Origin of the sequence: Streptomyces iranensis (genome assembly GCF_017874715.1) — a bacterium.
GTDB classification, from domain to species: Bacteria; Actinomycetota; Actinomycetes; order Streptomycetales; family Streptomycetaceae; genus Streptomyces; species Streptomyces iranensis.
Genome location: NZ_JAGGLR010000019.1, coordinates 150,892 through 173,160, shown reverse-complemented (window position 1 = coordinate 173,160; position 22,269 = coordinate 150,892). Strand labels below are relative to the sequence as shown.

Annotated in this window: 20 protein-coding genes; 9 read left to right on the top strand and 11 right to left on the bottom strand. The window is 71.6% G+C overall.

Features of this window, described 5'->3' with window-relative positions; all coding sequences use genetic code 11:
• Window positions 1–33: 33 nt before the first annotated feature.
• Window positions 34–1,176: an alpha/beta hydrolase gene (locus J2Z30_RS32035; protein ID WP_044573300.1), complete on the bottom strand. Its 1,143-nt coding sequence runs from the start codon at window positions 1,174–1,176 to the stop codon at window positions 34–36.
• 168 nt (window positions 1,177–1,344) lie between these two features.
• Between J2Z30_RS32035 and J2Z30_RS32030 the strand changes: the two genes are divergently transcribed.
• The 6 genes from J2Z30_RS32030 to J2Z30_RS32005 all read left to right on the top strand — a co-directional run bounded on the left by J2Z30_RS32030 (window position 1,345) and on the right by J2Z30_RS32005 (window position 6,287).
• The gene (locus tag J2Z30_RS32030; RefSeq protein WP_044573297.1) at window positions 1,345–3,177 is read left to right on the top strand and encodes a phosphatidylglycerol lysyltransferase domain-containing protein; all 1,833 of its coding nucleotides are present in this window, start codon (window positions 1,345–1,347) and stop codon (window positions 3,175–3,177) included.
• Window positions 3,178–3,212: 35 nt separating this feature from the next.
• A complete protein-coding gene (gene folP, locus J2Z30_RS32025; RefSeq protein WP_063790945.1) occupies window positions 3,213–4,091 on the top strand; it encodes a dihydropteroate synthase in 879 nt (292 codons plus the stop codon).
• Window positions 4,088–4,573 (top strand): nuclear transport factor 2 family protein, encoded by a 486-nt coding sequence (locus tag J2Z30_RS32020; protein ID WP_037964699.1) that lies wholly within the window; start codon window positions 4,088–4,090, stop codon window positions 4,571–4,573. Before folP ends, J2Z30_RS32020 begins: the two co-directional genes overlap by 4 nt.
• A gap of 204 nt (window positions 4,574–4,777) precedes the next feature.
• Window positions 4,778–5,137, top strand: coding sequence for a dihydroneopterin aldolase (gene folB, locus J2Z30_RS32015; RefSeq protein ID WP_044573291.1), 360 nt, complete (start codon window positions 4,778–4,780; stop codon window positions 5,135–5,137).
• Window positions 5,134–5,727: a 2-amino-4-hydroxy-6-hydroxymethyldihydropteridine diphosphokinase gene (gene folK / locus J2Z30_RS32010; RefSeq protein WP_044573289.1), complete on the top strand. Its 594-nt coding sequence runs from the start codon at window positions 5,134–5,136 to the stop codon at window positions 5,725–5,727. The genes folB and folK overlap by 4 nt, the downstream gene beginning before the upstream one ends.
• Before the next feature lie 62 nt (window positions 5,728–5,789).
• On the top strand, window positions 5,790–6,287 hold the full coding sequence (locus tag J2Z30_RS32005) for a DUF3180 domain-containing protein (protein WP_044573286.1): 498 nt from the start codon (window positions 5,790–5,792) through the stop codon (window positions 6,285–6,287).
• 78 nt (window positions 6,288–6,365) lie between these two features.
• On the opposite strand, the gene folE is transcribed toward J2Z30_RS32005, so the two are convergent.
• The 6 genes from folE to dacB all read right to left on the bottom strand — a co-directional run bounded on the left by folE (window position 6,366) and on the right by dacB (window position 14,143).
• On the bottom strand, window positions 6,366–6,971 hold the full coding sequence (folE, locus tag J2Z30_RS32000) for a GTP cyclohydrolase I FolE (protein ID WP_044573283.1): 606 nt from the start codon (window positions 6,969–6,971) through the stop codon (window positions 6,366–6,368).
• Between the two features lie 127 nt (window positions 6,972–7,098).
• A complete protein-coding gene (gene ftsH / locus J2Z30_RS31995) occupies window positions 7,099–9,141 on the bottom strand; it encodes an ATP-dependent zinc metalloprotease FtsH (protein WP_044573280.1) in 2,043 nt (680 codons plus the stop codon).
• Window positions 9,142–9,397: 256 nt separating this feature from the next.
• Window positions 9,398–9,937 (bottom strand): hypoxanthine phosphoribosyltransferase, encoded by a 540-nt coding sequence (hpt, locus tag J2Z30_RS31990; RefSeq protein WP_044581741.1) that lies wholly within the window; start codon window positions 9,935–9,937, stop codon window positions 9,398–9,400.
• Between the two features lie 60 nt (window positions 9,938–9,997).
• A complete protein-coding gene (gene tilS / locus J2Z30_RS31985; RefSeq protein WP_044573277.1) occupies window positions 9,998–11,110 on the bottom strand; it encodes a tRNA lysidine(34) synthetase TilS in 1,113 nt (370 codons plus the stop codon).
• A 210-nt stretch (window positions 11,111–11,320) separates the two neighbouring features.
• Entirely contained in the window at window positions 11,321–12,460 is a 1,140-nt protein-coding gene (locus J2Z30_RS31980; RefSeq protein WP_044573275.1) for an Rv3626c family coenzyme F420 biosynthesis-associated protein, read from the bottom strand.
• A gap of 87 nt (window positions 12,461–12,547) precedes the next feature.
• Window positions 12,548–14,143: a D-alanyl-D-alanine carboxypeptidase/D-alanyl-D-alanine endopeptidase gene (dacB, locus tag J2Z30_RS31975; protein WP_052701480.1), complete on the bottom strand. Its 1,596-nt coding sequence runs from the start codon at window positions 14,141–14,143 to the stop codon at window positions 12,548–12,550.
• An 86-nt stretch (window positions 14,144–14,229) separates the two neighbouring features.
• On the opposite strand from dacB, the gene J2Z30_RS31970 reads away from it, so the two are divergent.
• Window positions 14,230–14,721 carry an inorganic diphosphatase gene (locus J2Z30_RS31970; protein WP_014061662.1) on the top strand — a complete coding sequence of 164 codons (492 nt, stop codon included), beginning with the start codon at window positions 14,230–14,232 and terminating at the stop codon, window positions 14,719–14,721.
• 114 nt (window positions 14,722–14,835) lie between these two features.
• On the opposite strand, the gene J2Z30_RS31965 is transcribed toward J2Z30_RS31970, so the two are convergent.
• The 3 genes from J2Z30_RS31965 to J2Z30_RS31955 form a co-directional block, all read right to left on the bottom strand.
• Window positions 14,836–16,542, bottom strand: coding sequence for a threonine/serine exporter family protein (locus J2Z30_RS31965; RefSeq protein ID WP_044573266.1), 1,707 nt, complete (start codon window positions 16,540–16,542; stop codon window positions 14,836–14,838).
• Between the two features lie 153 nt (window positions 16,543–16,695).
• Entirely contained in the window at window positions 16,696–17,403 is a 708-nt protein-coding gene (locus J2Z30_RS31960; protein WP_044573263.1) for a DedA family protein, read from the bottom strand.
• Window positions 17,404–17,717: 314 nt separating this feature from the next.
• Window positions 17,718–18,476 carry a MerR family transcriptional regulator gene (locus J2Z30_RS31955; protein WP_044573261.1) on the bottom strand — a complete coding sequence of 253 codons (759 nt, stop codon included), beginning with the start codon at window positions 18,474–18,476 and terminating at the stop codon, window positions 17,718–17,720.
• Window positions 18,477–18,600: 124 nt separating this feature from the next.
• On the opposite strand from J2Z30_RS31955, the gene leuE reads away from it, so the two are divergent.
• Both leuE and gad read left to right on the top strand, forming a co-directional pair.
• Window positions 18,601–19,296, top strand: a complete 696-nt coding sequence (leuE, locus tag J2Z30_RS31950; protein ID WP_044573259.1) for a leucine efflux protein LeuE — start codon at window positions 18,601–18,603, stop codon at window positions 19,294–19,296.
• Between the two features lie 53 nt (window positions 19,297–19,349).
• On the top strand, window positions 19,350–20,762 hold the full coding sequence (gad, locus tag J2Z30_RS31945) for a glutamate decarboxylase (RefSeq protein WP_044573256.1): 1,413 nt from the start codon (window positions 19,350–19,352) through the stop codon (window positions 20,760–20,762).
• 47 nt (window positions 20,763–20,809) lie between these two features.
• On the opposite strand, the gene J2Z30_RS31940 is transcribed toward gad, so the two are convergent.
• Window positions 20,810–22,264: a hypothetical protein gene (locus tag J2Z30_RS31940; RefSeq protein WP_044573252.1), complete on the bottom strand. Its 1,455-nt coding sequence runs from the start codon at window positions 22,262–22,264 to the stop codon at window positions 20,810–20,812.
• Window positions 22,265–22,269 lie beyond the last annotated feature (5 nt).

Here is a 22,269-nt window from a genome sequence, read left to right as displayed (position 1 = left end):
ACGATCGACGGTAGCTCAGGGCACTCAGCGCACTCAGGGCCCTTCTAGCGGAGCGCTTAGGCGGCCGCCCAGCCACTCCAGGGCGGCGGGAACCTCCCGCTTCCAGGTGTTGAAGTTGTGGCCGCCGGTGCCGAGGATGATCGACGAGATCCGGGTCGGCTCCCCGCGCCGGTTGAGCCGCTTCACCTTGTTCACGAAGCGCACGGTGTCCTTGTAGTTCCGCTCACCGCGCTCGCTGCTGGACACCAGCAGCGAGACCGGCGGCGCCGGCTTGTGGTCCAGCCGCCACATCAGGTCGTTCTCCCGCTCCAGCCGCTCGCTGCCGCCGAAGAGATCGCCCGTGGTCGCGTCGATCGGGGCCTTGTACGAGGGGGAGAGCCCGGCCGCCGCCGAGAACGCGTCGGGGTGGCGCATCGCCATCTTCAGGGCGCAGTAGCCGCCGGTGGAGTTTCCGATGACGCCCCAGTTACGGGCCCGTTTGCCCACGCGGTAGTGGTCGGCCACCGCCTTCGGCAGGTCCCTGGTGAAGAACGTCTCGGCCCGCGGCCCGCCGGGCACGTCCACGCACTCGGTGTCGCGCGGCGGCGCGACGGTCGGCCGCATCATCACCAGGACGAGGGGCTGCATCCTCCCCGCTTTGACCAGCTTGTGCGAGTGCTGTGGATACTTCAGGCCATTGATGAGGGCCTCGGTGGTGCCCGGATACCCCGTCAGCACCAGCGCGGCGGGAAAGGTCCGACGGGCGTACTCGGGCCGGAAGTACTCCGGCGGCAGATAGATGTACGCCGGGCCGGCGATCCCGGAGACCGGCCCCTGGATCTTCACCTTCTCGATGCGCCCGGCGATCCTGGGCGAGGAGCCGCCGTCCATGGCCAGGTGGCGGGTGTCGGTGACCCGCACCCGGGTGCCCGGGGTGTCGTGGTCCACCACGACACCCGGCTCGTCCTGCGTACCGAAGAGGTCGGACCAGGATCCGTAGAATCCGAAGGACTGATTGGCGAACAGTCCGAACGCCATGAACACGGTCAGCTGCGTGCCCAGTAGCATGCCGAACCGGCCGAGCACGGGAGCCACGCCGCGCCCGGCCAGCCGGGGCCACAGCCATATCGTGGCCGCGAACAGCAGCAACGCCGCGACGGCTGCCGCGATCACGATGTTGTTGCTCGTGAGACCCATCACTATCTTTCTGCCGGGCGGCCGGCCCCCCGTGCCGCCGGGGGAACCTCCCAGCCATGGCCGGGCAGTGAACCCCACTCCTTCAAACGCCGTCTTACTGGGCGCAAATCGTGCGGATACCGCGCAACAGAACCGAAGATCCTCTTGACCGAAGCGACGGGAATACAGATGTCTGACAGTCAAGATGCCGAAACATCCGGGAAGGTTCCCACCCGGATACGGCGCCTGCCACGCGGCCCCAGGCCGGAGGCGGTGCCCACCGCCGTCGGCACCGCGTGCACGCTGATCGGGCTGATGGACATCGTCTTCCCCCGGCTGCGGCACAGCAGGGTGCACGCGCTGGCCGAGCTGCTGCCGGGCGCCGTGAGCTCCCTGGCGGCCGCCGCCTCGATCGTGGTCGGTCTGCTGCTGCTGATGCTGGCCCACGGGCTCAAACGGCGTAAGCGGCGGGCCTGGGTCGCGGCCGTGGGGCTGCTGCCGGTCGGCGCCGCCGCACAGCTGCTCTACCGGCACTCGGTCATCGGCATGGTCCTCTCCCTCGTACTGATGGGGGTGCTGATCCGCTACCGCGCCGAGTTCGCGGCGCTGCCGGATCCGCGCAGCCGCTGGATGGCGCTGGCCAACTTCGTGATCATGGGCGCGGTCAGCGTCACCGTGGGGCTGCTCATCGTCCGGTCGCATCCGGACGCCATCGAAGGAAGCCCGTCGCTCGGCGAGCAGCTGGAGCACGTCCTGTGGGGCCTGTTCGGCTTCGAGGGCCCGGTCGACTACCGCCACGGCGCGGACTACACCGTCGGCTACTCCCTCGGCGCGCTGGGCCTGCTGACCGTGGCCACCACCGCCTATCTCGCCTTCCGCCCCGAGCACCCCGCCGCCCGCCTCACCGCCGAGGACGAGGAGCGGCTGCGGGGCCTGCTCGCCGCCCACGGGCGCCGCGACTCGCTCGGCCACTTCGCGCTCCGCCGCGACAAGGCCGTGGTCTTCTCCCCCACCGGCAAGGCCGCGGTCTGCTACCGCGTGGTCTCCGGGGTGATGCTCGCCAGCGGCGACCCGGTCGGCGACGTGGAGGCGTGGCCCGGCGCGATCGCCCGCTTCATGGAGGAGGCGCGGGCCCACTCCTGGACCCCGGCGGTGATGGGCTGCAGCGAGACCGGCGGCGAGGTGTGGACCCGCGAGACCGGCCTGGACGCGCTGGAGCTCGGCGACGAGGCCATCGTCGATGTGGCGGACTTCACCCTCTCCGGGCGCGCCATGCGCAATGTGCGCCAGATGGTCAAGCGGATCGAGCGGGCCGGCTACCAGACCCGGGTGCGGCGCGCGACCGAGCTGAGCCCCGGGGAACTGGAAGCCATCCGGCGCGCCGCCGCCGACTGGCGGGGCACCGACACCGAGCGCGGCTTCTCGATGGCGCTGGGCCGGATCGGCGACCAGGCGGACGGGGACGCGGTCATCGCCACCGCCCACAAGGCCGCCGACGAGGGCGCGGAGGAGGGCCCGTACGGGGATCTCAAGGCCGTGCTGCACTTCGTGCCGTGGGGCCGGGACGGGATGTCGCTGGAGCTGATGCGGCGCGACCGGAGCGCCGACCCGGGCATGAACGAACTGCTGATCGTGGCCGCGCTGCGGGCCGCCCCCGAGCTGGGCGTGGAGCGGGTGTCGCTGAACTTCGCGATGTTCCGCTCGGCGCTGGCGCGCGGCGAGAAGCTGGGCGCGGGCCCGGTGCTGCGCGGCTGGCGGGCGCTGCTGGTGTTCCTCTCCCGCTGGTTCCAGATCGAGTCGCTGTACAAGTTCAACGCGAAGTTCCAGCCGCGCTGGGAGCCGCGCTTCGTGGTCTTCCGCAACACCCGCGACCTGCCGCGGATCGGGCTGGCCGCGATGCAGGCCGAGGGGTTCGTCTCGCTCGCCCTGCCCCGGCTGCTGCGCCGCGGCCGCCGCCCGGAGCGCCGGCCCTGCGCCCATCGGCACCTGACCGAGGGCCGGGAGCTCCAGCAGGCGGCCTGATCCAGAACGCGCCCCCCTACGCCTAGGCTGGGCACATGAGCACGTTGCATGGGCGGGGACGGGTGGCCGGACTGCCGGAGTGGGACCGGTGCGCGGTGATGGGCGTGGTCAACGTCACACCCGACTCCTTCTCCGACGGCGGGAAGTGGTTCGACACCGATCTGGCCGTCAAGCACGGTCTCGATCTGGTCGCCGCCGGGGCCGACCTGGTGGACGTCGGCGGCGAGTCCACCCGGCCCGGCGCGGCGCGCGTCGACGAGGCCGAGGAGCTGCGCCGGGTGATCCCCGTGGTTCGGGAGCTGGCCGCGGCCGGGGCCGTGATCAGCGTGGACACCATGCGGGCCGCGGTGGCCGAGCGGGCCGTGGCGGCCGGGGCCCGGCTGGTCAACGACGTCAGCGGCGGCGGCGCCGACCCCGCGATGGTGCCCATGGTGGCCGCGGCGGGGGTGCCGTTCGTGGTGATGCACTGGCGCGGCCAGTCGATCGACATGAACAACCGGGCGGTGTACGCGGACGTGGTCGGCGAGGTCGTCGCCGAACTGCGGGCCGGCCTGGAGCGGGCGGTCGCGGGCGGTGTAGACCCCGAGCGGATCGTGGTCGACCCGGGCCTGGGCTTCGCCAAGGACGCCGACCACGATCTGGCGCTGGTGGCCCGTCTGTCCGCGCTGCGGGAGCTGGGCCGGCCGCTGCTGGTGGCGGCCTCCCGCAAGCGGTTCCTGGGGCGGGTCCTGGCCGGTGACGGGGGCAGCCCGCCGCCCGCCCGGGAGCGGGACGCCGCCACGGCGGCGGTCTCCGCGCTCGCGGCGCGCGAGGGCGCCTGGGCCGTCCGGGTGCACGAGGTACGGGCCAGCGCGGACGCGGTGCGCGTGGCGCGGGCCATCGAAGCGGCCGAGACCACGGCGGGAGCGCTGTGACTTCCCTTACGGACAACGAGCGTGTGGCGCTGGTGAACACCGCGCTGTACGACGCCATGGAGCAGGGCGACCACGCCACGCTGCAGCGGCTCTGGCTGGATTCCCCCGACACCGAGGTGTCCTGTGTCCACCCGGGCTGGCCGGTGCTGCGCGGCCGGGGCGAGGTGCTCCGCTCATACGCCCTGATCATGGCCAACACGGACTACATCCAGTTCTTCCTGACCGATGTCGAGGTGTCGGTGATGGCCGACACCGCCATGGTGACCTGCACCGAGAACATCCTCAGCGGCGCCCCCGCGGAGGAGGAGGGCCAGCTCGGCCCGCTGGTGGGCCAGCTGGTCGTGGCCACGAACGTGTTCCGCCGGACGGAGGACGGCTGGAAGGTCTGGGCGCACCACGGCTCCCCGGTGCTCGCGGAGAGCGACGACGAGGAGCCGGGCGGCCCCGAAGGCCCCGCCGACGACGGACTGCTGCCGGGCTGAGCCCACCGGAGTTCGCGCCCCGCGAGGTGGGGGTAGGAGGCTGTGGCGCGGAGCGTCGGCAGCGAGTGCCGCCCACCCCATGGGCGAGTGCCGCCGGAGCTCGCAGGTAGATTCGAGGCGGGTACCCCCGCATACGGCAGGGGACGGGTGGTGCGTTCCGGCTGGGACGCACCCGCGTACCGACGACCAGCAGGAGTGGTTCAGGTGGATCGTGTCGCGCTGCGCGGCCTGAGGGCTCGCGGACACCACGGTGTGCTGCCCCATGAGCGCGAGGAGGGCCAGGACTTCGTCGTGGACCTCGTGCTCGGCCTGGACACTCGGCCCGCCGCGGCCGACGACGACCTCGGCAGGACCGTCCACTACGGCGTGGTGGCGGAGGAGGTCGTGGACGTGGTGCGGGGTGAGCCGGTCGATCTGATCGAGACGCTGGCCCAACGGATCGCGGACCGGTGCCTCGAGCACGACGTGGTGCGGGAGGTCGAGGTCGTGGTGCACAAGCCGCAGGCCCCGATCACCGTGCCCTTCGACGACGTGACCATCACCATCACCCGGAGCCGAGTATGAGCAGCAGCGACCCGACCGTGCAGCCCGTTCCCGCCTCCGTGGTGGAGCAGGTGGACGCCGCCGATGTGACGTTGAGCAACCCCAAACGGGCGGTGATCTCGCTCGGCAGCAACCTCGGCAACCGCCTGGAGACCCTCCAGGGCGCGATCGACGCGCTGGAGGACACCCCGGGTCTGCGGGTCAAGGCCGTGTCGCCGGTGTACGAGACGGATCCGTGGGGCGTGGAGTCCGGCACCCAGGCCACGTACTTCAACGCGGTGGTGCTGATCAAGACGACGCTGCCGCCGTCCTCGCTGCTGGAGCGCGGCCACGCCATCGAGGAGGCGTTCGAGCGGGTGCGGGACGAGCGCTGGGGCCCGCGCACCATCGACGTGGACATCGTGGCGTACCAGGACGTGGTCTCCGACGACCCGCAGCTGACCCTGCCGCATCCGCGCGCCCATGAGCGCGCCTTCGTCCTGGTGCCGTGGAACGACGTGGATCCGCAGGCCGAGGTCCCCGGGCGCGGGACGGTCGCGGGGCTGCTGGCGGCGGTGGGCCAGGACGGGGTCCGGGTCCGCGTCGATCTGGAACTGCGACTGCCCGAGTAGACGTTGATCCGGATAGGTTCCGGGAGACGCTGGTACGTACTGGATTGAGGGGCGACCGCTCGGTGAAGCAACTTCGGATCGGGGTGCTGGTCGGGCTGTTCGCCGTGGCCGGTGTGGTGTCGTGGGCGGGAGCCCGGCTGTGGGACACCTTCGGGTCGCTGCCGAGCGTCCCGGTGGCCGCGCCGATCGTGCTGGCCCTGATCGCGGTGGTGCTGGCCGCCACCGCCCTGTCGCTGCGGGCCCGGCTGCGCGCCCAGCGGGAGCGGGAGCCCGACGCCAAGGGCGTGGACCCGATGGTGGCCGCCCGAGCGGTGGTCTTCGGGCAGGCCAGCGCACTGGTGGCGGCCCTGATCGCGGGGATGTACGGCGGGGTGGGCGTCTTCCTGGCCATGGAGCAGCTCGATGTGCCCGCCCGCCGCGACCAGGCGTTCTACGCCGGGGGCTCGGTCCTGGCGGGCGCGGGGGTGGTGGCGGCCGCGTTCTTCCTGGAGCGGGTGCTCAAGCTCCCGGAGGACGACGACAACGACGGCAACGGCCCGAGCGCGGCGGCCCGCGCCTGAGGCGCGCCCCGGAGGGCCCGCCAGGCGTGTGGGAGGCCCGGAGAGCCGCTCAGCGGGCCGTGGTGAGGCTCATGCCGCTCAGCGGGCCATGATGAGGCTCATCGCCTCCGCCCGGGTGGCCGGGTCGCGCAGCTGGCCGCGGACGGCCGAGGTGAGGGTCTTGGCGCCGGGCTTGCGCACCCCGCGCATGGTCATGCACATGTGCTCGCACTCGACCACGACGATCACCCCGCGCGGTTCCAGTATCCGCATCAGGGAGTCGGCGATCTGAGTGGTCAGCCGCTCCTGGACCTGGGGGCGGCGGGCGAAGACATCCACCAGCCGGGCCAGCTTGGACAGCCCGGTGATCTTGCCGTCGTGGGACGGGATATAGCCCACATGGGCCACGCCCACGAAGGGCACCAGATGGTGCTCGCAGGAGGACATCACCTCGATGTCCTTGACCAGCACCATCTCATCGTGGCCCAGGTCGAAGGTGGTGGTCAGGACGTCCTCCGGCTCCTGGCGCAGCCCCGCGAAGATCTCCTTGTACGCACGGGCCACCCGGCCCGGCGTCTCGCGCAGCCCCTCCCGGTCGGGGTCCTCGCCGACGGCGATCAGCAGCTCGCGGATCGCGTTCTCGGCGCGCTTCTCGTCGAACACGCCAATGGGGCTCTCGCCGTCCAGCGTCACCGGGTCGGTCATGGAGCTGCCTCGTTCCTCACGTACATGCACACGGACGCGAAAATGCCGCGTCCACCAGGCTAGAACCTGGTGGACGCGGCATTCATTCCGGGGCCACCAGGGACGGAAGCCGCCCCCGGTGGCGGGATCAGTTCTCCGAGCCGGAGCCCGACTCCTCGGGCCGCTCGGCGCCGTCCTCCGGCGCCGTGGCCTTGGTGAGCGAGGCCGCCGAGGTGGGCTGGGCACCGTTCGCCGGGGCGAGCTCCCGGGGGGAGAGCACCGGCGGGCGGGTGGATGGCGTACGCCGCGAGGAGCCGGTCCACGCCGGGCGGGCCGGGCGCTTCACGATCGGGGCGAAGATCTCGGCGATCTCCTCCTTGTTCAGCGTCTCCTTCTCCAGCAGCGCAAGCACCAGGTTGTCCAGGACGTCCCGGTTCTCGACGAGGATCTCCCACGCCTCGTTGTGCGCGGCCTCGATGAGCTTCTTGACCTCCTCGTCCACCAGCGCGGCGACCTCTTCGGAGTAGTCGCGCTGGTGAGCCATCTCACGGCCGAGGAACGGCTCGGAGTTGTCGGAGCCGAACTTGATCGCGCCGAGCCGCTCGGTCATGCCGTACTGCGTGACCATCGCGCGGGCCGTGGTGGTGGCCTTCTCGATGTCGTTGGACGCGCCCGTGGTCGGGTCGTGGAAGACGAGCTCCTCCGCCGCCCGGCCGCCCATCATGTAGGCGAGCTGGTCCAGCATCTCGTTGCGCGTGGTCGAGTACTTGTCCTCGTCCGGCAGGACCATGGTGTAACCCAGGGCCCGGCCTCTGGAGAGGATCGTGACCTTGTGCACCGGATCGCTGTTCGGAGACGCCGCCGCGACCAGGGCGTGGCCGCCCTCGTGGTACGCGGTGATCTTCTTCTCCTTGTCGCTCATGATCCGGGTCCGCTTCTGCGGACCGGCCACGACGCGGTCGATCGCCTCGTCCAGGAAGTGGTTGTCGATCAGCTTCCCGTCGCTGCGGGCCGTCAGCAGGGCGGCCTCGTTCAGCACGTTCGACAGATCGGCACCGGTGAAGCCGGGGGTGCGGCGGGCGACGGCCGACAGGTCGACGTCCGGGGCGACCGGCTTGCCCTTCTGGTGGACCTTGAGGATCTCCAGCCGGCCCTGCATGTCCGGGCGGTCGACGGCGATCTGCCGGTCGAAGCGCCCCGGGCGCAGCAGCGCCGGGTCGAGGATGTCGGGCCGGTTGGTGGCGGCGATCAGGATGACCCCGCCCTTCACATCGAAGCCGTCCATCTCGACGAGCAGCTGGTTCAGCGTCTGCTCGCGCTCGTCATGGCCGCCGCCCATGCCCGCGCCGCGGTGCCGGCCGACGGCGTCGATCTCGTCGACGAAGACGATGGCCGGGGCGTTGGTCTTGGCCTGCTCGAACAGGTCGCGGACGCGGGAGGCACCCACACCCACGAACATCTCGACGAAGTCGGAGCCGGAGATCGAGTAGAAGGGGACACCCGCCTCGCCCGCGACGGCGCGCGCGAGCAGCGTCTTACCCGTACCGGGCGGGCCGTAGAGCAGCACACCCTTGGGGATCTTGGCGCCCACGGCCTGGAACTTCGCCGGCTCCTGCAGGAACTCCTTGATCTCCTGGAGCTCCTCGACCGCCTCGTCGGCCCCCGCCACATCGGTGAAGGTCGTCTTCGGCGTGTCCTTGGTGATGAGCTTGGCCTTCGACTTGCCGAAGTTCATCACCCGGGAGCCGCCGCCCTGCATCTGATTCATCAGGAACAGGAAGACCACGACGATCAGCACGAACGGGAGCAGCGAGAGCAGAATCCCGACGAAGGGGTTCTGCTTCGACGTCGAGACGTTGTACCCGTCGGGGATGCCGCCCTGCTTCTGGGCGTTGGCCTGCAGAGTCTTGGCCAGATCGACGCCCTGGTCACCGATGTAGGTGGCCTGGAGCTTGTCGCTGCCCGAGATCTTGGCGACGTTGTCCTTGAGCTTGATCTTTACCTTGTGCTCGTCGCCGGTCGTCAGTTCGGCGGACTGGACCTGGTTCTGGTTGATCGCCTTGACGACCTGACTGGTGTCCACCGACTTGTAGCCGCCGGACGAGCCGACGACCTGCATCAACACGACCACGGCGAGGACGGCCAGCACGATCCACATGACCGGCCCACGGAAGTAGCGCTTCACGTCCATCCATACGGGGCGAAGCCGCCCCGTCCCTCCTGCCACAGTGAGGCACGGCAGCCCTGGAGGGGCGCCTGTGCGTGCGGTGTATTGCGGTGTATTTGCGGTGTATGAGCTGTGTAATCCTCAGTCTCGAAAAAGACTGACCTTCGGACGGTACCCCAGCATTGTCACCCGACGCCGCCGTGGACTGTTAACAAAACCGCCTTCCCCAGCTCCAACGGCGGAAAACCCCGCCAGGTTCCCAGGGGGGCGGCGGCGCCCGTCAGCCGCCGTAGACGTGCGGAGCCAGGGTGCCGACGAACCGAAGGTTCCGGTACTTCTCGGCGTAGTCCAGGCCGTAGCCGACGACGAACTCACTGGGAATGTCGAAGCCGACCCACTTCACCTCGATGGCGACCTTGGCCGCCTCCGGCTTGCGCAGCAGGGTGCAGACGTTCAGCGAGGCCGGCTCGCGCGAGCCCAGGTTCGACAGCAGCCACGACAGCGTCAGTCCGGAGTCGATGATGTCCTCGACGATCAGGACGTGTTTGCCCTTGATGTCGGTGTCCAAGTCCTTCAGGATACGCACCACCCCGGAGGACTGGGTGCCCGCGCCGTAGGACGACACGGCCATCCAGTCCATGGTGACGGGCGTGGAGAGGGCGCGCGCCAGATCCGCCATCACCATGACCGCGCCCTTGAGCACGCCGACGATCAGCAGATCCTTGTCCGCGTACTCCTCGTCGATGGCGGCGGCCAGCTCGGCCAGCTTCGCGTTGATCTCATCCTCGGTGATGAGGACCGACTTGAGGTCGGTGCCCATGTCCTTGTCGTCCACCCGCGCCACTCTCGTTCGACTACCGGCTCAACTGGCTCGGGCGGATCAGCCCTGCCGGATGACCAGTCTGCCACCCTCCCGGCGGACCTCGACGCGGCCGGGGAGGTTGATGGCCCGCTGCCCCCGCCAGCCGGTGATCAGCCGGTCCACCTCTTCGATGTGGCGGGCAAAGAGCGAACCGGCGGGCGCGCCCGCGGCGATGGCCGCCCGGCGCAGCACCCGGCGGCGGACGGCGGTGGGCAGTCCGTGCAGGCCGAGGGTGTCGAGGTGCACGGCCTGCGCACCGCCGGCCGCCGCCGGTGCGGTGGTCATCACATCGGCCTCGGCGCGGGCGGCCCAGGCGTCGAGGGCGTCGGCGTCGTCACGGGAGAGCTGGGCGGTGCGGGCGAGCGCCTCCACGACGCCCTTGCCGAGCGCCTTCTCCAGGATGGGCAGCGCCTCATGGCGGACCCGGGAGCGGGTGTAGGAGGGGTCCACGTTGTGCGGGTCGTCCCAGACGGGCAGCGACTGGGCCAGGCACGCCTCACGGACGGTGTGCCGGTCCAGCTGGAGGAAGGGGCGGCGGTAGCGGCCGCCGGCGCCGGAGACCCAGGCCATACCGGACAGCGAGCGGGTGCCGGAGCCGCGGGCGAGGCCCAGCAGAACCGTCTCGGCCTGGTCGTCACGGGTGTGGCCGAGCAGCACGGCGGCGGCGCCGTGGCGCTCGGCGGCGGCGTCCAGCGCGGTGTAGCGGGCATCCCGGGCGGCGGCCTCGGGACCGCCGCTCCGGCCGACGGACACGCCGATCGCCTCGACCGGCGCCAGGCCCAGGGCCCGCATCCGGTCGGTGACCTCGGCGGCGCGGGCGTCGGACCCCTGCTGGAGACCGTGGTCGACGGTGACCCCGCCGGCGCGCAGCCCGGCCCGCGGGGCCTCGAAGGCGAGGGCGGAGGCGAGCGCCATGGAGTCGGCGCCGCCCGAGCAGGCGGCGAGCACGAGCGGTGCGTCGTCCCGGGGGGCGGAGCCGCGGGGGCCGGGGGCGGCGGACGCCGAAGAGGGGGAGGGGGGAGCGGAGTGCGACGAGGTGGCCGAGGGCGCGGCCGAGTGGGCGACGAGAATGTCGTGGAGGACGCGGCGGACCGCGAGGCGTATCGCGGCGACCGCTGGATGGGGACCCATGTCCGTTTCCCATCTGTCATTCGAGGGGGTGCCTCGGGGGGTGCGAGGAGTACGAGCGGTACGAGCCTTTCGTCACGCTGCGTATGTCGATGGTGACAGAAGCGAGCTGTTCCCCGAGCATCGCACGCCTACCCGTCGCCAACGGTCCCTCGGACGAGTGATTAAAGGGGGCGTTCGTCCGTTTCCACGTGTGCCGGGGGTGTGCCGGTTCTAGGACTCCGCCTTGCGGTGCACCCGCGCGACCCACTCGGCGGGTTTGCTGATCTCCGCCTTGGTCGGAAGGGTGTTGGGCGAGGTCCACACCCGGTTGAAGCCGTCCATGCCGACCTGGTTCACCACGGCCCGTACGAACCGCTCCCCGTCACGGTACTGCCGCAGCTTGGCGTCGAGCCCCAGCAGCTTGCGCAGCGCCTGGTCGAGGCGGCCGGCGCCGCTCGCCCGGCGCTTCTGGAACTTCTCCCGGATCTCCGCGACGGACGGCACGACCTCCGGCCCCACCCCGTCCATCACGTAGTCGGCGTGCCCCTCCAGCAGCGACATCACCGCGGTCAGCCGGGCCAGGATCTCCCGCTGGGCCGGGGTCTGGACCAGCTCGATGATGCTGGGCGCGCCGCGCCCGTCCGCCTCGTCCCCCTCGTCGGCGGGACGGCCGCCGCTCAGCGACTGGACGGCCTCGCGGACCCGCTCCAGCAGGGTGGCCGGATCCACGTCGGTCTCGCCGAGGAACGCCTGGATCTCCGACTCGATGTGGTCGCGCAGCCAGGGCACGGCGGTGAACTGGGTGCGATGGGTCTCCTCGTGCAGCGCGACCCACAGCCGGAAGTCGTGCGGGGCCACGTCGAGTTCGCGCTCGACATGGACGATGTTGGGCGCCACCAGCAGCAGCCGGCCGCCGCCCGGGGAGCCGGGCAGCTCACGGGTCGAGGGCGCGAAGGTCTCGTACTGGCCGAGTACCCGGGAGGCCAGGAAGGACAGCAGCATCCCCAGCTCGACCCCGGTCACCTTGCCGCCGACCGCGCCCAGCACCGCCCCGCCGGGCAGTCCGCCGCGCCGGTCCTGCACCTTGCCGAGCAGCGGTTTGAGGATCTGCCGGAAGCCCGCCACGTTCGCCCTGATCCAGCCCGCGCGGTCCACGACGAGGACGGGGGTGTCGGAGGCCGGTCCGCCGGAGACGGCCATCCGGGTGAAGGCCCGGACGTGCTCCTCCGAGGACTTGGCGTGTCGGCGCAGCTCCGCGACGACCGCGCGCGCCTCCTCGCGGCTCACCTCGGGCCCTGGGCGCACCAGCCGGGTCGCGGTCGCGACCGCGAGATTCCAGTCGACCATCTCCACACCACCGATGCTCGTCATGGCTTCACGGTACGTGGCCCGCGCCGCATCCGGGAGGACACCGGGGTCCGCACAGGCGGCCGCCCGGTGTCCGGGTCACCCCTCCGCTCAGCGGCAGCCGCAGTTGGCGAGGGCCGAGGCCATCCGGTCCAGGGCGCGCTGGGCGCCGGTGGCGTCGGTGGTGCCGTTGGTCAGATACGCGAAAACCAGCAGCCGGCCGTCCGCGTCCACGACCGAGCCCGCGAGGCTGTTGACCCCGGTGAGGGTGCCGGTCTTGGCGCGGACCACGCCGCGGCCGACCGCGTCCTGGGCGTAGCGGGTGCGCAGGGTGCCGGTGAAACCGGCCACCGGCAGCCCGGTGAGCAGCGACCGCAGTTCGGGGTGGTCGCGGTCGGCGGCGCGCACCAGCACCTGGGCGAGCAGCCCGGCGGAGACGTGGTCGGCGCGGTCGAGCCCGCTGCCGTCCGCGATCCGGACGCCGCCCAGGGGCAGCTCCAGCTTGCGCAGCCGCTGGGTCACGGCCTTCGCGCCGCCCTCGAAGCTCGCGGGCTCGCCCGCGGCGAGGGCGGTCTGCCGGGCCAGGGCCTCGGCGATGTCGTTGTCGCTGGTGGTCAGCATCCGCTCGACGAGCGAGGACAGCGGCTGGGAGCGGACGGAGGCCACCGTACGGGCGCCCTTGGCGGCCTCGCGGGCCCGGGGCTCGTCCTTCACCTCGACGCCGCGGTCGCGCAGCATCGCGGCGAAGGATCCGGCGGCGTCGGTGGCCGGGTCCTCGGCGCGCGGGGCCGGGCCGTGGTCGCTGTCGTCCTTACGGCCCTCGTCGGCCATCAGGGGGACGACGGGCGAGAGGTTCTCGTTGGGGCCGATGGTGTGGAGCTCGGGCCCGGAGTAGAGCGAGGTGTCGTAGCCGAGCCGGTAGGGGCCCGCACCGCGCTTCTTCAGGGCGCGGGCGGTGTCATCGGCCAACTGGCGGAGTGCGGCGGGGTGGTCGTCCCCCTTGACGGCCCGCGCGGTGAGCGTCGGGTCGCCGCCGCCGACGAGCACAATGTCGTTCTTTCCCGCGCCCGCCACGACGCTGGTCCTGATGCGGTGGTCCGGGCCGAGGGCGGAGAGGGCCGCGGCACCGGTCGCGAGCTTGATCGTGGAGGCGGGGATGGCGGCCGTGCCCGCCTTGACGCCGAACACCTGCTGACCGGTGGTCACGTCCATCACCGCCACCGAGCGCTCACCGCCCAACGCGGGGTCCTTCAGCAGCGGTTCGAGCGTGTCGGCGAGCTCCGCCCCGGTGGGCGGCGGCACGGCGTCGCCGCCGCTGTCCGGCGACCGGGGCGCGGGCCGCGCGCCGAGCGCCGCCAGGACGGGCGAGGCGCTGGGCGCGGGCCGCTCCGGGCCACCGTGCCGCCCGCCCGGGGCACCGTCCTCGGCGGCGCGGGCGCGTTCGGCCGTCCGCCGGCCGCCGTCCCAGGGGCCGGCCACCAGCACCGACACCACGGCTACGACCAGGCCGGTCGCGGCGGAGACCGCCACCAGCTGCCAGGTCCGCTGCTGCTCGCGGGGCGTACCGCGCCATTCGCGCCGGACCCGGGCGCGCACGCGGTTCCACTCGCGCAGCCCACGCCCGCGCATCCGGTCCAACTCGCGTCGCCCACGGCTCAGCCGGTGGCTCAGCCACTCCCTGACCTGCCACGATCGGGCTTCAGGCACGACCGACCAGCCCCTTTCGCCACCACACACCTGCGTGGGGGACACTTAATCACCAGACGTATGTGTTGATCATGGAGGAGCCACCCGTGGAGTTCGACGTCACCATCGAGATCCCGAAGGGTTCGCGGAACAAGTACGAGGTGGACCACGAGACGGGTCGCATCCGCCTTGACCGGCGACTCTTCACGTCGACCAGCTACCCCGCGGACTACGGTTTCGTCGAGAACACCCTCGGCGAGGACGGTGATCCGCTGGACGCACTGGTCATTCTCGACGAGCCGACGTTCCCCGGCTGCCTGATCAAGTGCCGTGCCATCGGCATGTTCAGGATGACCGACGAGGCGGGCGGCGATGACAAGCTGCTTTGCGTACCGGCCTCCGACCCCCGGGTGGAGCACCTGCGTGATATTCACCACGTTTCAGAGTTCGACCGCCTGGAAATCCAGCACTTCTTCGAGGTCTACAAGGACCTGGAGCCGGGGAAGTCGGTCGAGGGGGCCAACTGGGTGGGCCGCGCCGAGGCCGAGGCCGAGGTGGAGGCGTCCATCAAGCGTCTCGAGGCCGCCGGCGGCCACTGAGTCCTGATCACGCCGGGAGGGCGGGGCACCGTACGGATGCCCCGCCCTCCCGCGTTTCCGGGCCGGGCCGGGGCGGCAGCGGTCTCCGGGCCCGGGACGACGCCCCGGGCCCGGTCAGAAGCCCCGTGTGCGCTTGGCGGCGCGGCGGCCGGAGGGGTCGGCGTCCGTGCCGGGCATCTTCAGGAAGAGGCGCGCGGCCTCGCTTCCCAGGTTCACCCCTATGGCGATCGCCAGGGCCAGTGCCGCCGCCTGGGTGAGGTGTGGAATGCCGCGGTCCAGGTTGCCCTGGGCCAGCGCGAGCAGCCCGAAGTAGGTCGCGCTACCGGGCAGCAGGGGGCCTATCGCCGCCGTGACGTACGGCAGCGCCGAGGCGTATCGATAGCGCGAGAGCAGCTGGCCGAAGAGGCCGACCAGCCCGGCGGCCACGGTCGTGGCCGCCACCGGCGGAACGCCCGCGGTGTCGGCCAGCGCGCCGTAGACCACCCAGGCGACCCCGCCGTTGAGCGTGGCGAACAGCACGGTGTGACGTTCCTGCTGGAGCAGGATGCAGAAGGTCAGCGCGAGCAGCATCGCCGCCAGGATCTGGATGTACGGCCGCTCCACATGGCGCAGCGCCGCCTCCGGGTTGAGCTTGGCGTCGAGCTGAAGGCCCCCGTAGAGCACCGTGAGCACCCCGCAGACGATGCCGACGATCAGATAGCCGACCTCCAGCAGGCGCGCCGCCGCGGTGATGTAGTAGCCGGTCAGTCCGTCCTGGACACCCGCCACCAGCGCCCGCCCCGGGATCAGCGCGAACAGCCCACCGGTGATCACGGCGGACGATTGAACCCCGAAGTTCGCGAGGCTGAGCGCCACCCCGATCGCGGCGGGCGGCATCGCAGCGGCCACGAACTGGTAGAACTCCGGAAGCCCGCGCCCGGAGGCCAGCCACGCCAGCCGGTCGCCGAGCATCGCGCCGAGGGCCGCCGCGAAGAAGACCGGCCAGTCACCGCCGACCAGCATGCTCGCCGCGCCTGCCAGCCCGCCACCGGCCACGGTGAGTGCCCAGCCGGGGTAGGGGTGGCGGTTACGGCGTATCTCGGCGAGCCGCCGATACGCCTCCTCCAGCGTGAAGTCGTCCCGCGAGGTGATGTCGTCCACGAGCCGGAAGACCGCGGACAGCCGGGTGTAGTCGGTGCCCCGGCGCCGTACGGTCCGGCTGGCCGTGACCGGGTCGTCGACCAGCGAGGGCTGGTAGCTGACCGACAGCAGGGTGAAGGTGACGGTCGGCTCGCAGCGGTCGAGCCCGTACGCGTGCGCCACGCCGAGCATCGCCGCCTCGACGTCCTCGGCCCCCTCACCGCCCGCGAGCAGCAGCTCGGCGATGCGGAGGGTGAGGTCGAGCACACGCGGCACGGCCGGGCCCGTCTCGTCCTGCCGCTCGACGCGCTCGGGCGTCGGACGCTCGCTGATCGGCATGCGCAGCATCGTGCGCATCCGGTCCTGCCAGGGGGTGTCCTTGGTCAGCCGGACGACGGGGATGCCGTTCGGCGGGGTGATGACGGGGAAGCCGCCGGTGGTCTGGTTGTTCGAGGGGGTCTTCACCCCGGCGGGCGGCACGAACGCCGAGCACTCGGGCTCGGTGGGGGCTTCCGCCGTCAGTCCGTCGGGGACGGCGAACTCCGATGTCGGGTGCTCGTCCTCGGGCGGCGGCGGCAGGGGTATGCCAAGGGGCGGGGTGAAGGCGCTGTGCGCCTCGTCGGACAGCGGCTTCTGCTGCTCCCCCGTGTCCGTCTCCGCCGCGCTCACGGCACGCGGCGTCTGCTGACGGTCCGACCTCACGTCTTCTCGCTCCTCACCAGCCCTCCCCGTATGTTTCCCAGCAGCCAAGGATGCAACATCGGCGGCCACCGGAGCCCATTGTGCGGGGCGGTGACCGCCGGGTGGGAAGTGGGGGCGGTGTGTGAGGGATGTGAAGCCTGGTGAAAGGCCCGCTCAGCGCTTGGCGTGGCGCCCGCGCGGCCCCTGGGAGGGGGAGCCCGCGGCCGGGCCCTGCGGCTCCGGCTGCTCGGCGGCCTCCTTCTTCGCCTTGCCGCGCGCCCGGAGGAACTCGATCCCGATCGGGATGATCGACAGCAGCACGATCGCGATCAGCATCAGCTCGATGTGCTGATGCACGAAGTCGACCTTCCCGAGCGCCGAGCCGAGCAGCGTGACGCCGGTGCCCCACAGCACACCGCCGATGACGTTGAAGATGATGAACGAGCGGTAGTTCATCCGGCTCACGCCCGCGATGATCGGCGTGAACGTCCGCACGATGGGCACGAAGCGGGCCAGGATCAGCGACTTGGGCCCGTGCTTCTCGAAGAACTCATGCGCCTTCTCCACGTTCTCCTGTTTGAAGAGCTTGGAGTCGGGGCGCCGGAACAGCGACGGCCCCACCTTCCGGCCGAAGAGATATCCGGCCTGGTCACCGAGGATCGCGGCGACCGCCACGGCCACACACACCAGCCACAGATCCTGCTTGATCACATTGGTGGTCACCAGCAGGCCGGTGGTGAACAGCAGCGAGTCGCCCGGCAGGAAGAAGCCGATGAGCAGGCCGGACTCCGCGAAAACGATGGCCAGGACGCCGAGCAGACCGAAGGTCTCGATCAGATAGTCCGGGTCCAGCCACTGAGGGCCGAGCGCGAGGGTGTTCACGGGGGAGGCTCCTGGGTCGAGGAATGCAGGCTCGTGCGAGGCCCGGCCGCAGGGTTGGGGCGGACTGAGTGTTCTTCGCAGTGTGCCGCCCAAAGCTATCAACGCCGTGTGCGTGCCCTTGGTTCCCTCCGCCCAGGAGTCCCGCCCTTGGTCGCGACGCCCAGGGATGCCCCGCGTTTCTTTCCCCTCCCCGCCCCTTCCCGCTACCAAGGGCTCCGCCCCTGGACCCCGGGGTCTGGGGCGGAGCCCCAGTTGAGGGAAGGGGCGGGGAGGGGAGCAGCCCGCCGCAGGCGCCAAGCTTCGTCCGACGCCCCCTAGCCGTGCCGCTCGGCGTTGGCGAGGATCGCGTCCCGGAGGTAGACGGCCAGCCCCGGCCCGGCCTTGTCGATGTTCTCCGTGAAGCGGTGGTCCGAGACGTACATCCGGCCCAGGCAGGCGTGCATCTCATGGCCGCACTCGTAGTGGTTCCGGCTGATCCCCTGCCGGTGCTCCTCGGCGAGGTCCATCGCCGCCTCCGACGTCGGCGGGGTGCCCGCGCCCATCAGCGCGACGAACCGGTTGCTGAGTCCGTCCGCCTCCTCCTGGATCCGCTTCCAGTCCTCCTTGGTGTACGTGGCGGCCCTGCGCTGGGACTCCTGGTACGCCTCGGTGTTCCCCCAGCGCTGCTCGACCTCTTCCTGGTGCTCGTCCGGGTCGAAGTCCCCGAAGACCTCGAACTTCTCCTCGGGGGTCAGATTGATGCCCATCTTCCGCGCCTCCATGGCTCGTTCGACGGCGGCGGCCATCTTCCGCAGCCGCTCGATCCGGTCGGACAACAGCTGGTGCTGGCGCCGCAGGTGGGCCTGCGGATCGATGTCCGGGTCGTCGAGCAGCACCGCCACCTCTTCGAGCGGAAAGCCGAGCTCCCGGTAGAACAGGATCCGCTGCAGCCGGTCGAGGTCGGCGTCGTCGTAACGCCGGTGCCCGGCCGCGCTGCGGGCGCCGGGGCGCAACAGCCCGATCTCGTCGTAGTGGTGCAGCGCGCGCACCGTGACCCCGGCGAAGCTCGCCACCTGTCCCACGGAATAGCTCATGGCCGAATCCGCTCTCTTTCCGTTCGGTACGGGTTCCACGGTGCTCCCTCACGTCGCGTGAGGTGCAAGTCCGGATGGCGAAACCGACTGGGCGGCGCGGCGGACCACTGTCATCCTGCCGATCGTGCTGGGGATAACCGATCTTTCGACATATCTGGCCGGTCTGGCGCTGATCATCCTGCTGCCGGGCCCCAATTCGCTGTACGTGGTGTCGGTCGCGGCCCGCCGCGGCCCGCGTACCGGCTATCGGGCAGCGGCCGGGGTGCTGTGCGGCGACACCGTACTGATGGCGCTGTCGGCGGGCGGGGTGGCCTCGCTGCTGCACACCAGCCCGGTGCTCTTCGCGGTGGTCAAGTTCGCGGGCGCGGGCTATCTGACCTGGCTGGCGGTGGGCATGCTACGCGGGGCGCGGGCCCTGTGGCGCCGCCGCCCGGGGACCGCGGAGGCGGCTCGGAGCGCGGCGGAGGCGCGGGGCACGGACGGGGCCGGGGATACGGCCATGGGATCCGCGGAGGGCGAGCGCCCGTACCGCCGGGCGCTGGTCATCAGCCTGCTGAACCCGAAGGCGATCCTCTTCTTCATCTCCTTCTTCGTGCAGTTCGTGGATCCGGACTACGCCCATCCCGCGCTGTCCTTCGTGGCGCTGGGCGCCTGGGCGCAGCTGTTCAGCATCACCTATCTGTCGGTGCTGATCTTCAGCGGTACGTATCTGGCGGCCACCTTCCGGCGGCGCCGGCGGCTGCGGGCGGGGCTCTCGGCGGCCGCGGGCACGGCGTTCCTCGGCTTCGCGGCGAAGCTGTCGCTGAGCAGCGCGGGGTAGGGGCACGGCGCGGGTCCGGGGTTTATCGGTGAAATGCCCCTAATTTAACGAAGGTGGCACTTCACAAAGGCACTCCCGGCCGACGCGACCTCGACGAAAGCCCCGACTTCTCCATCAATCCGCTCTACGGCGAGGCCAATCCGGTCAGCGGAATGACCGGCAGACCCCCGCGCCACTGCCTCCCGGACGGGCCGATGGCGCCCACGACGGCGTATCAGTTCGTCCATGACGAGCTGATGCTGGACGGCAACGCCCGCCAGAATCTCGCCACGTTCGTCACCACGTGGATGGAGCCGCAGGCGGGCAGGCTGATGTCCGACTGCTTCGCCAAGAACATGATCGACAAGGATGAGTATCCGCGCACCGCCGAACTGGAGCGGCGGTGCGTGACCATGCTCGGCCATCTGTGGCACGCCCCCGACCCGGACGCGGTCGTGGGCTGCTCCACCACGGGGTCGAGCGAGGCGTGCATGCTGGCCGGAATGGCCTTCAAGCGGCGCTGGGCCAAGCGGAACCCGGTGAGCTATCCGGCCACCGCCCGCCCCAATCTGGTCATGGGCACCAATGTCCAGGTGTGCTGGGAGAAGTTCTGCGACTTCTGGGAGGTGGAGGCCCGGCAGGTGCCCATGGAGGGCGACCGGTTCCACCTCGATCCCCAGGCCGCCGCCGAGCTGTGCGACGAGAACACCATCGGGGTCGTCGCGGTCCTCGGCTCCACCTTCGACGGCTCCTACGAACCCGTCGCCGAGGTGTGCCGGGCGCTGGACGACCTCCAGGAGCGCACGGGCCTGGACATCCCGGTGCATGTGGACGGCGCCTCGGGCGCGATGGTCGCGCCGTTCCTCGACCCGGACCTGTTGTGGGACTTCCAGCTGCCCCGGGTGGCCTCCATCAACACCTCGGGCCACAAGTACGGCCTGGTCTACCCCGGGGTGGGCTGGGCGCTGTGGCGTACGACGGACGCGCTGCCCGAGGAACTGGTCTTCCGCGTCGACTACCTCGGCGGCGACATGCCCACGTTCTCGCTCAACTTCTCCCGTCCCGGCTCCCAGGTGGCCGCCCAGTACTACACCTTCGTACGGCTGGGCCGGGAGGGCTACCGCGCCGTCCAGCAGCAGACCCGCGATGTGGCGCGCTCGCTCGCCGAGCGGATCGAGGCGTTCGGGGACTTCACCATGCTCAGCCGCGGCGATCAGCTCCCGGTGTTCGCGTTCACCACGGCGGAGGGGATCCGCGACTTCGACGTCTACGACGTCTCCCGGCGGCTGCGCGAACGCGGCTGGCTGGTGCCCGCGTACACCTTCCCGCCCAACCGGGAGGACCTGTCCGTACTGCGGGTGGTGTGCCGCAACGGCTTCTCGGAAGACCTCGCCGATCTCTTCCTGGGCGACCTGGGGTCGCTGCTGCCGGAGCTGCGGTCACAGCCCGCGCCCATGGGGAAGGTCGCCAAGGCGTTCCACCACTGAGCCCGGTGTCTCCGGTCCCGGTGTCTCCGGTCCCGGATCGACGGCGGTCAGCGCGTGCGGGCCGGGGCCCGGAGCAGTTCGGCCCGGCGCCGGACCGCCTCCAGCGCACCGGGTCTGCGGCCGGGCACCCGGCCCCGCAGCTCGATCAGCAGCGGGGCGAGGGCACCGGCCCTGACCCGGTCCGCCACGAACTGCCACTGGTGGTGCGCCCGGTCCACGGCCCCCTCGACCTCGGGGTGCTCGGCCGGTTCCCCGTTGCCCAGCCGCGCGTCGGCCACCGCGAGCCACAGCTCGCAGGCGCGGGCCGGGTCTCCGGCGATACGGGAGAGATCGGCGCGGACCTCCAGCCAGTGGATCGCCTCGTCGGACCGGGGACCGGCCGTCCGGAACGCCTCCTGCTCCCAGGCGGCCGCCATCGAGGCCGCCTCGCTGTGCCGCCCCGCGTTGGCCGCCTCGAATATCGCCGCGTGCGTCGAGGCGAGCGGATCGGTCACGGGCGCCCACCCGGGCGGCGGGGGCGCGGGGGCACGTAGCGCCGGGGGCGCCGGTGGTTGGTCGGCGGGGCGGAACGATTCTGGAGGGCCGGGCGGCATGGGCGGCGGCGAGGCCGCCGCCAGTCCGGCCGACCCGGTGGCCTCGCTCGGTCCGGCCTGCCCGGCTGCCCCGGTCCGCCCGGTCGGCCGGATCTCTCCGGTCTGCCCAGCCGATATGGACTGCCCGATCGGTCCAGCGGCCCTGGTCGGCCCGGCCTGCCCGGCCTGCCCGGCCCATGCGGCGGCATCCACGCCAGAAGCGGCGTCCGGGGCCGGGTACGCCTCGCCCGGCCCAGTGCCGTCCAGGAGGAGTTCGGGGCCGGGGCCCAGCCCGGCCTCCAGGGCGGCGCGCTGGTGGAGCAGTGCGAGTGGTGGGCGTTCGGCGGCGGCCCGCAGCAGTCCGGCGAACGCCCGGCTGTAGTCCGGCGTCGCCAGCTGCCGCTTGGGCGGGGCGGGTGCCACCGTGCCGTAGAGGGTCAGCCCGGCCGCGAGGGCGGACGGGCCGGCGGTGCTCAGCGGTGGCCAGGCCGTCTCGTCGGCCACCAGATCGGCGACCACGACGGTGCTGCCCGGCGGCCGCCGGCCGAGTTCGGCGGCCAGCCAGTGCCAGGGCAGCGCCGTGTACCGGGCGGTCCTCGGCGTCGTACGGGCCAACGCCAGGTGCGGCAGCCGTTGTTTGGCGTCAAGGGTGAGCTGGCCCGCGAGATGAACCAGCACCGGGCCCGGGTGCGCGGCGGCGGTCCGCAGATGCGTCAGTACGGTCTGCGGGTCGGCCGGGTCCACGAGTTGGACGACACTGGCGCCGCCGGGCGTGCCCAGCAGCGCCGCCGGGGATACGGCGGCGAGCTGGGGCAGCGCGGCGGCCGCGTCCATCAGTCGCTGTTTGCCGACCGGGCCGGCGGCGAGCAGCAGGGCGTATCCGGGCCCGCTCACCGTCTCCGCCCCCGTGCCCGACCTGTCGTTCCCCATACCTG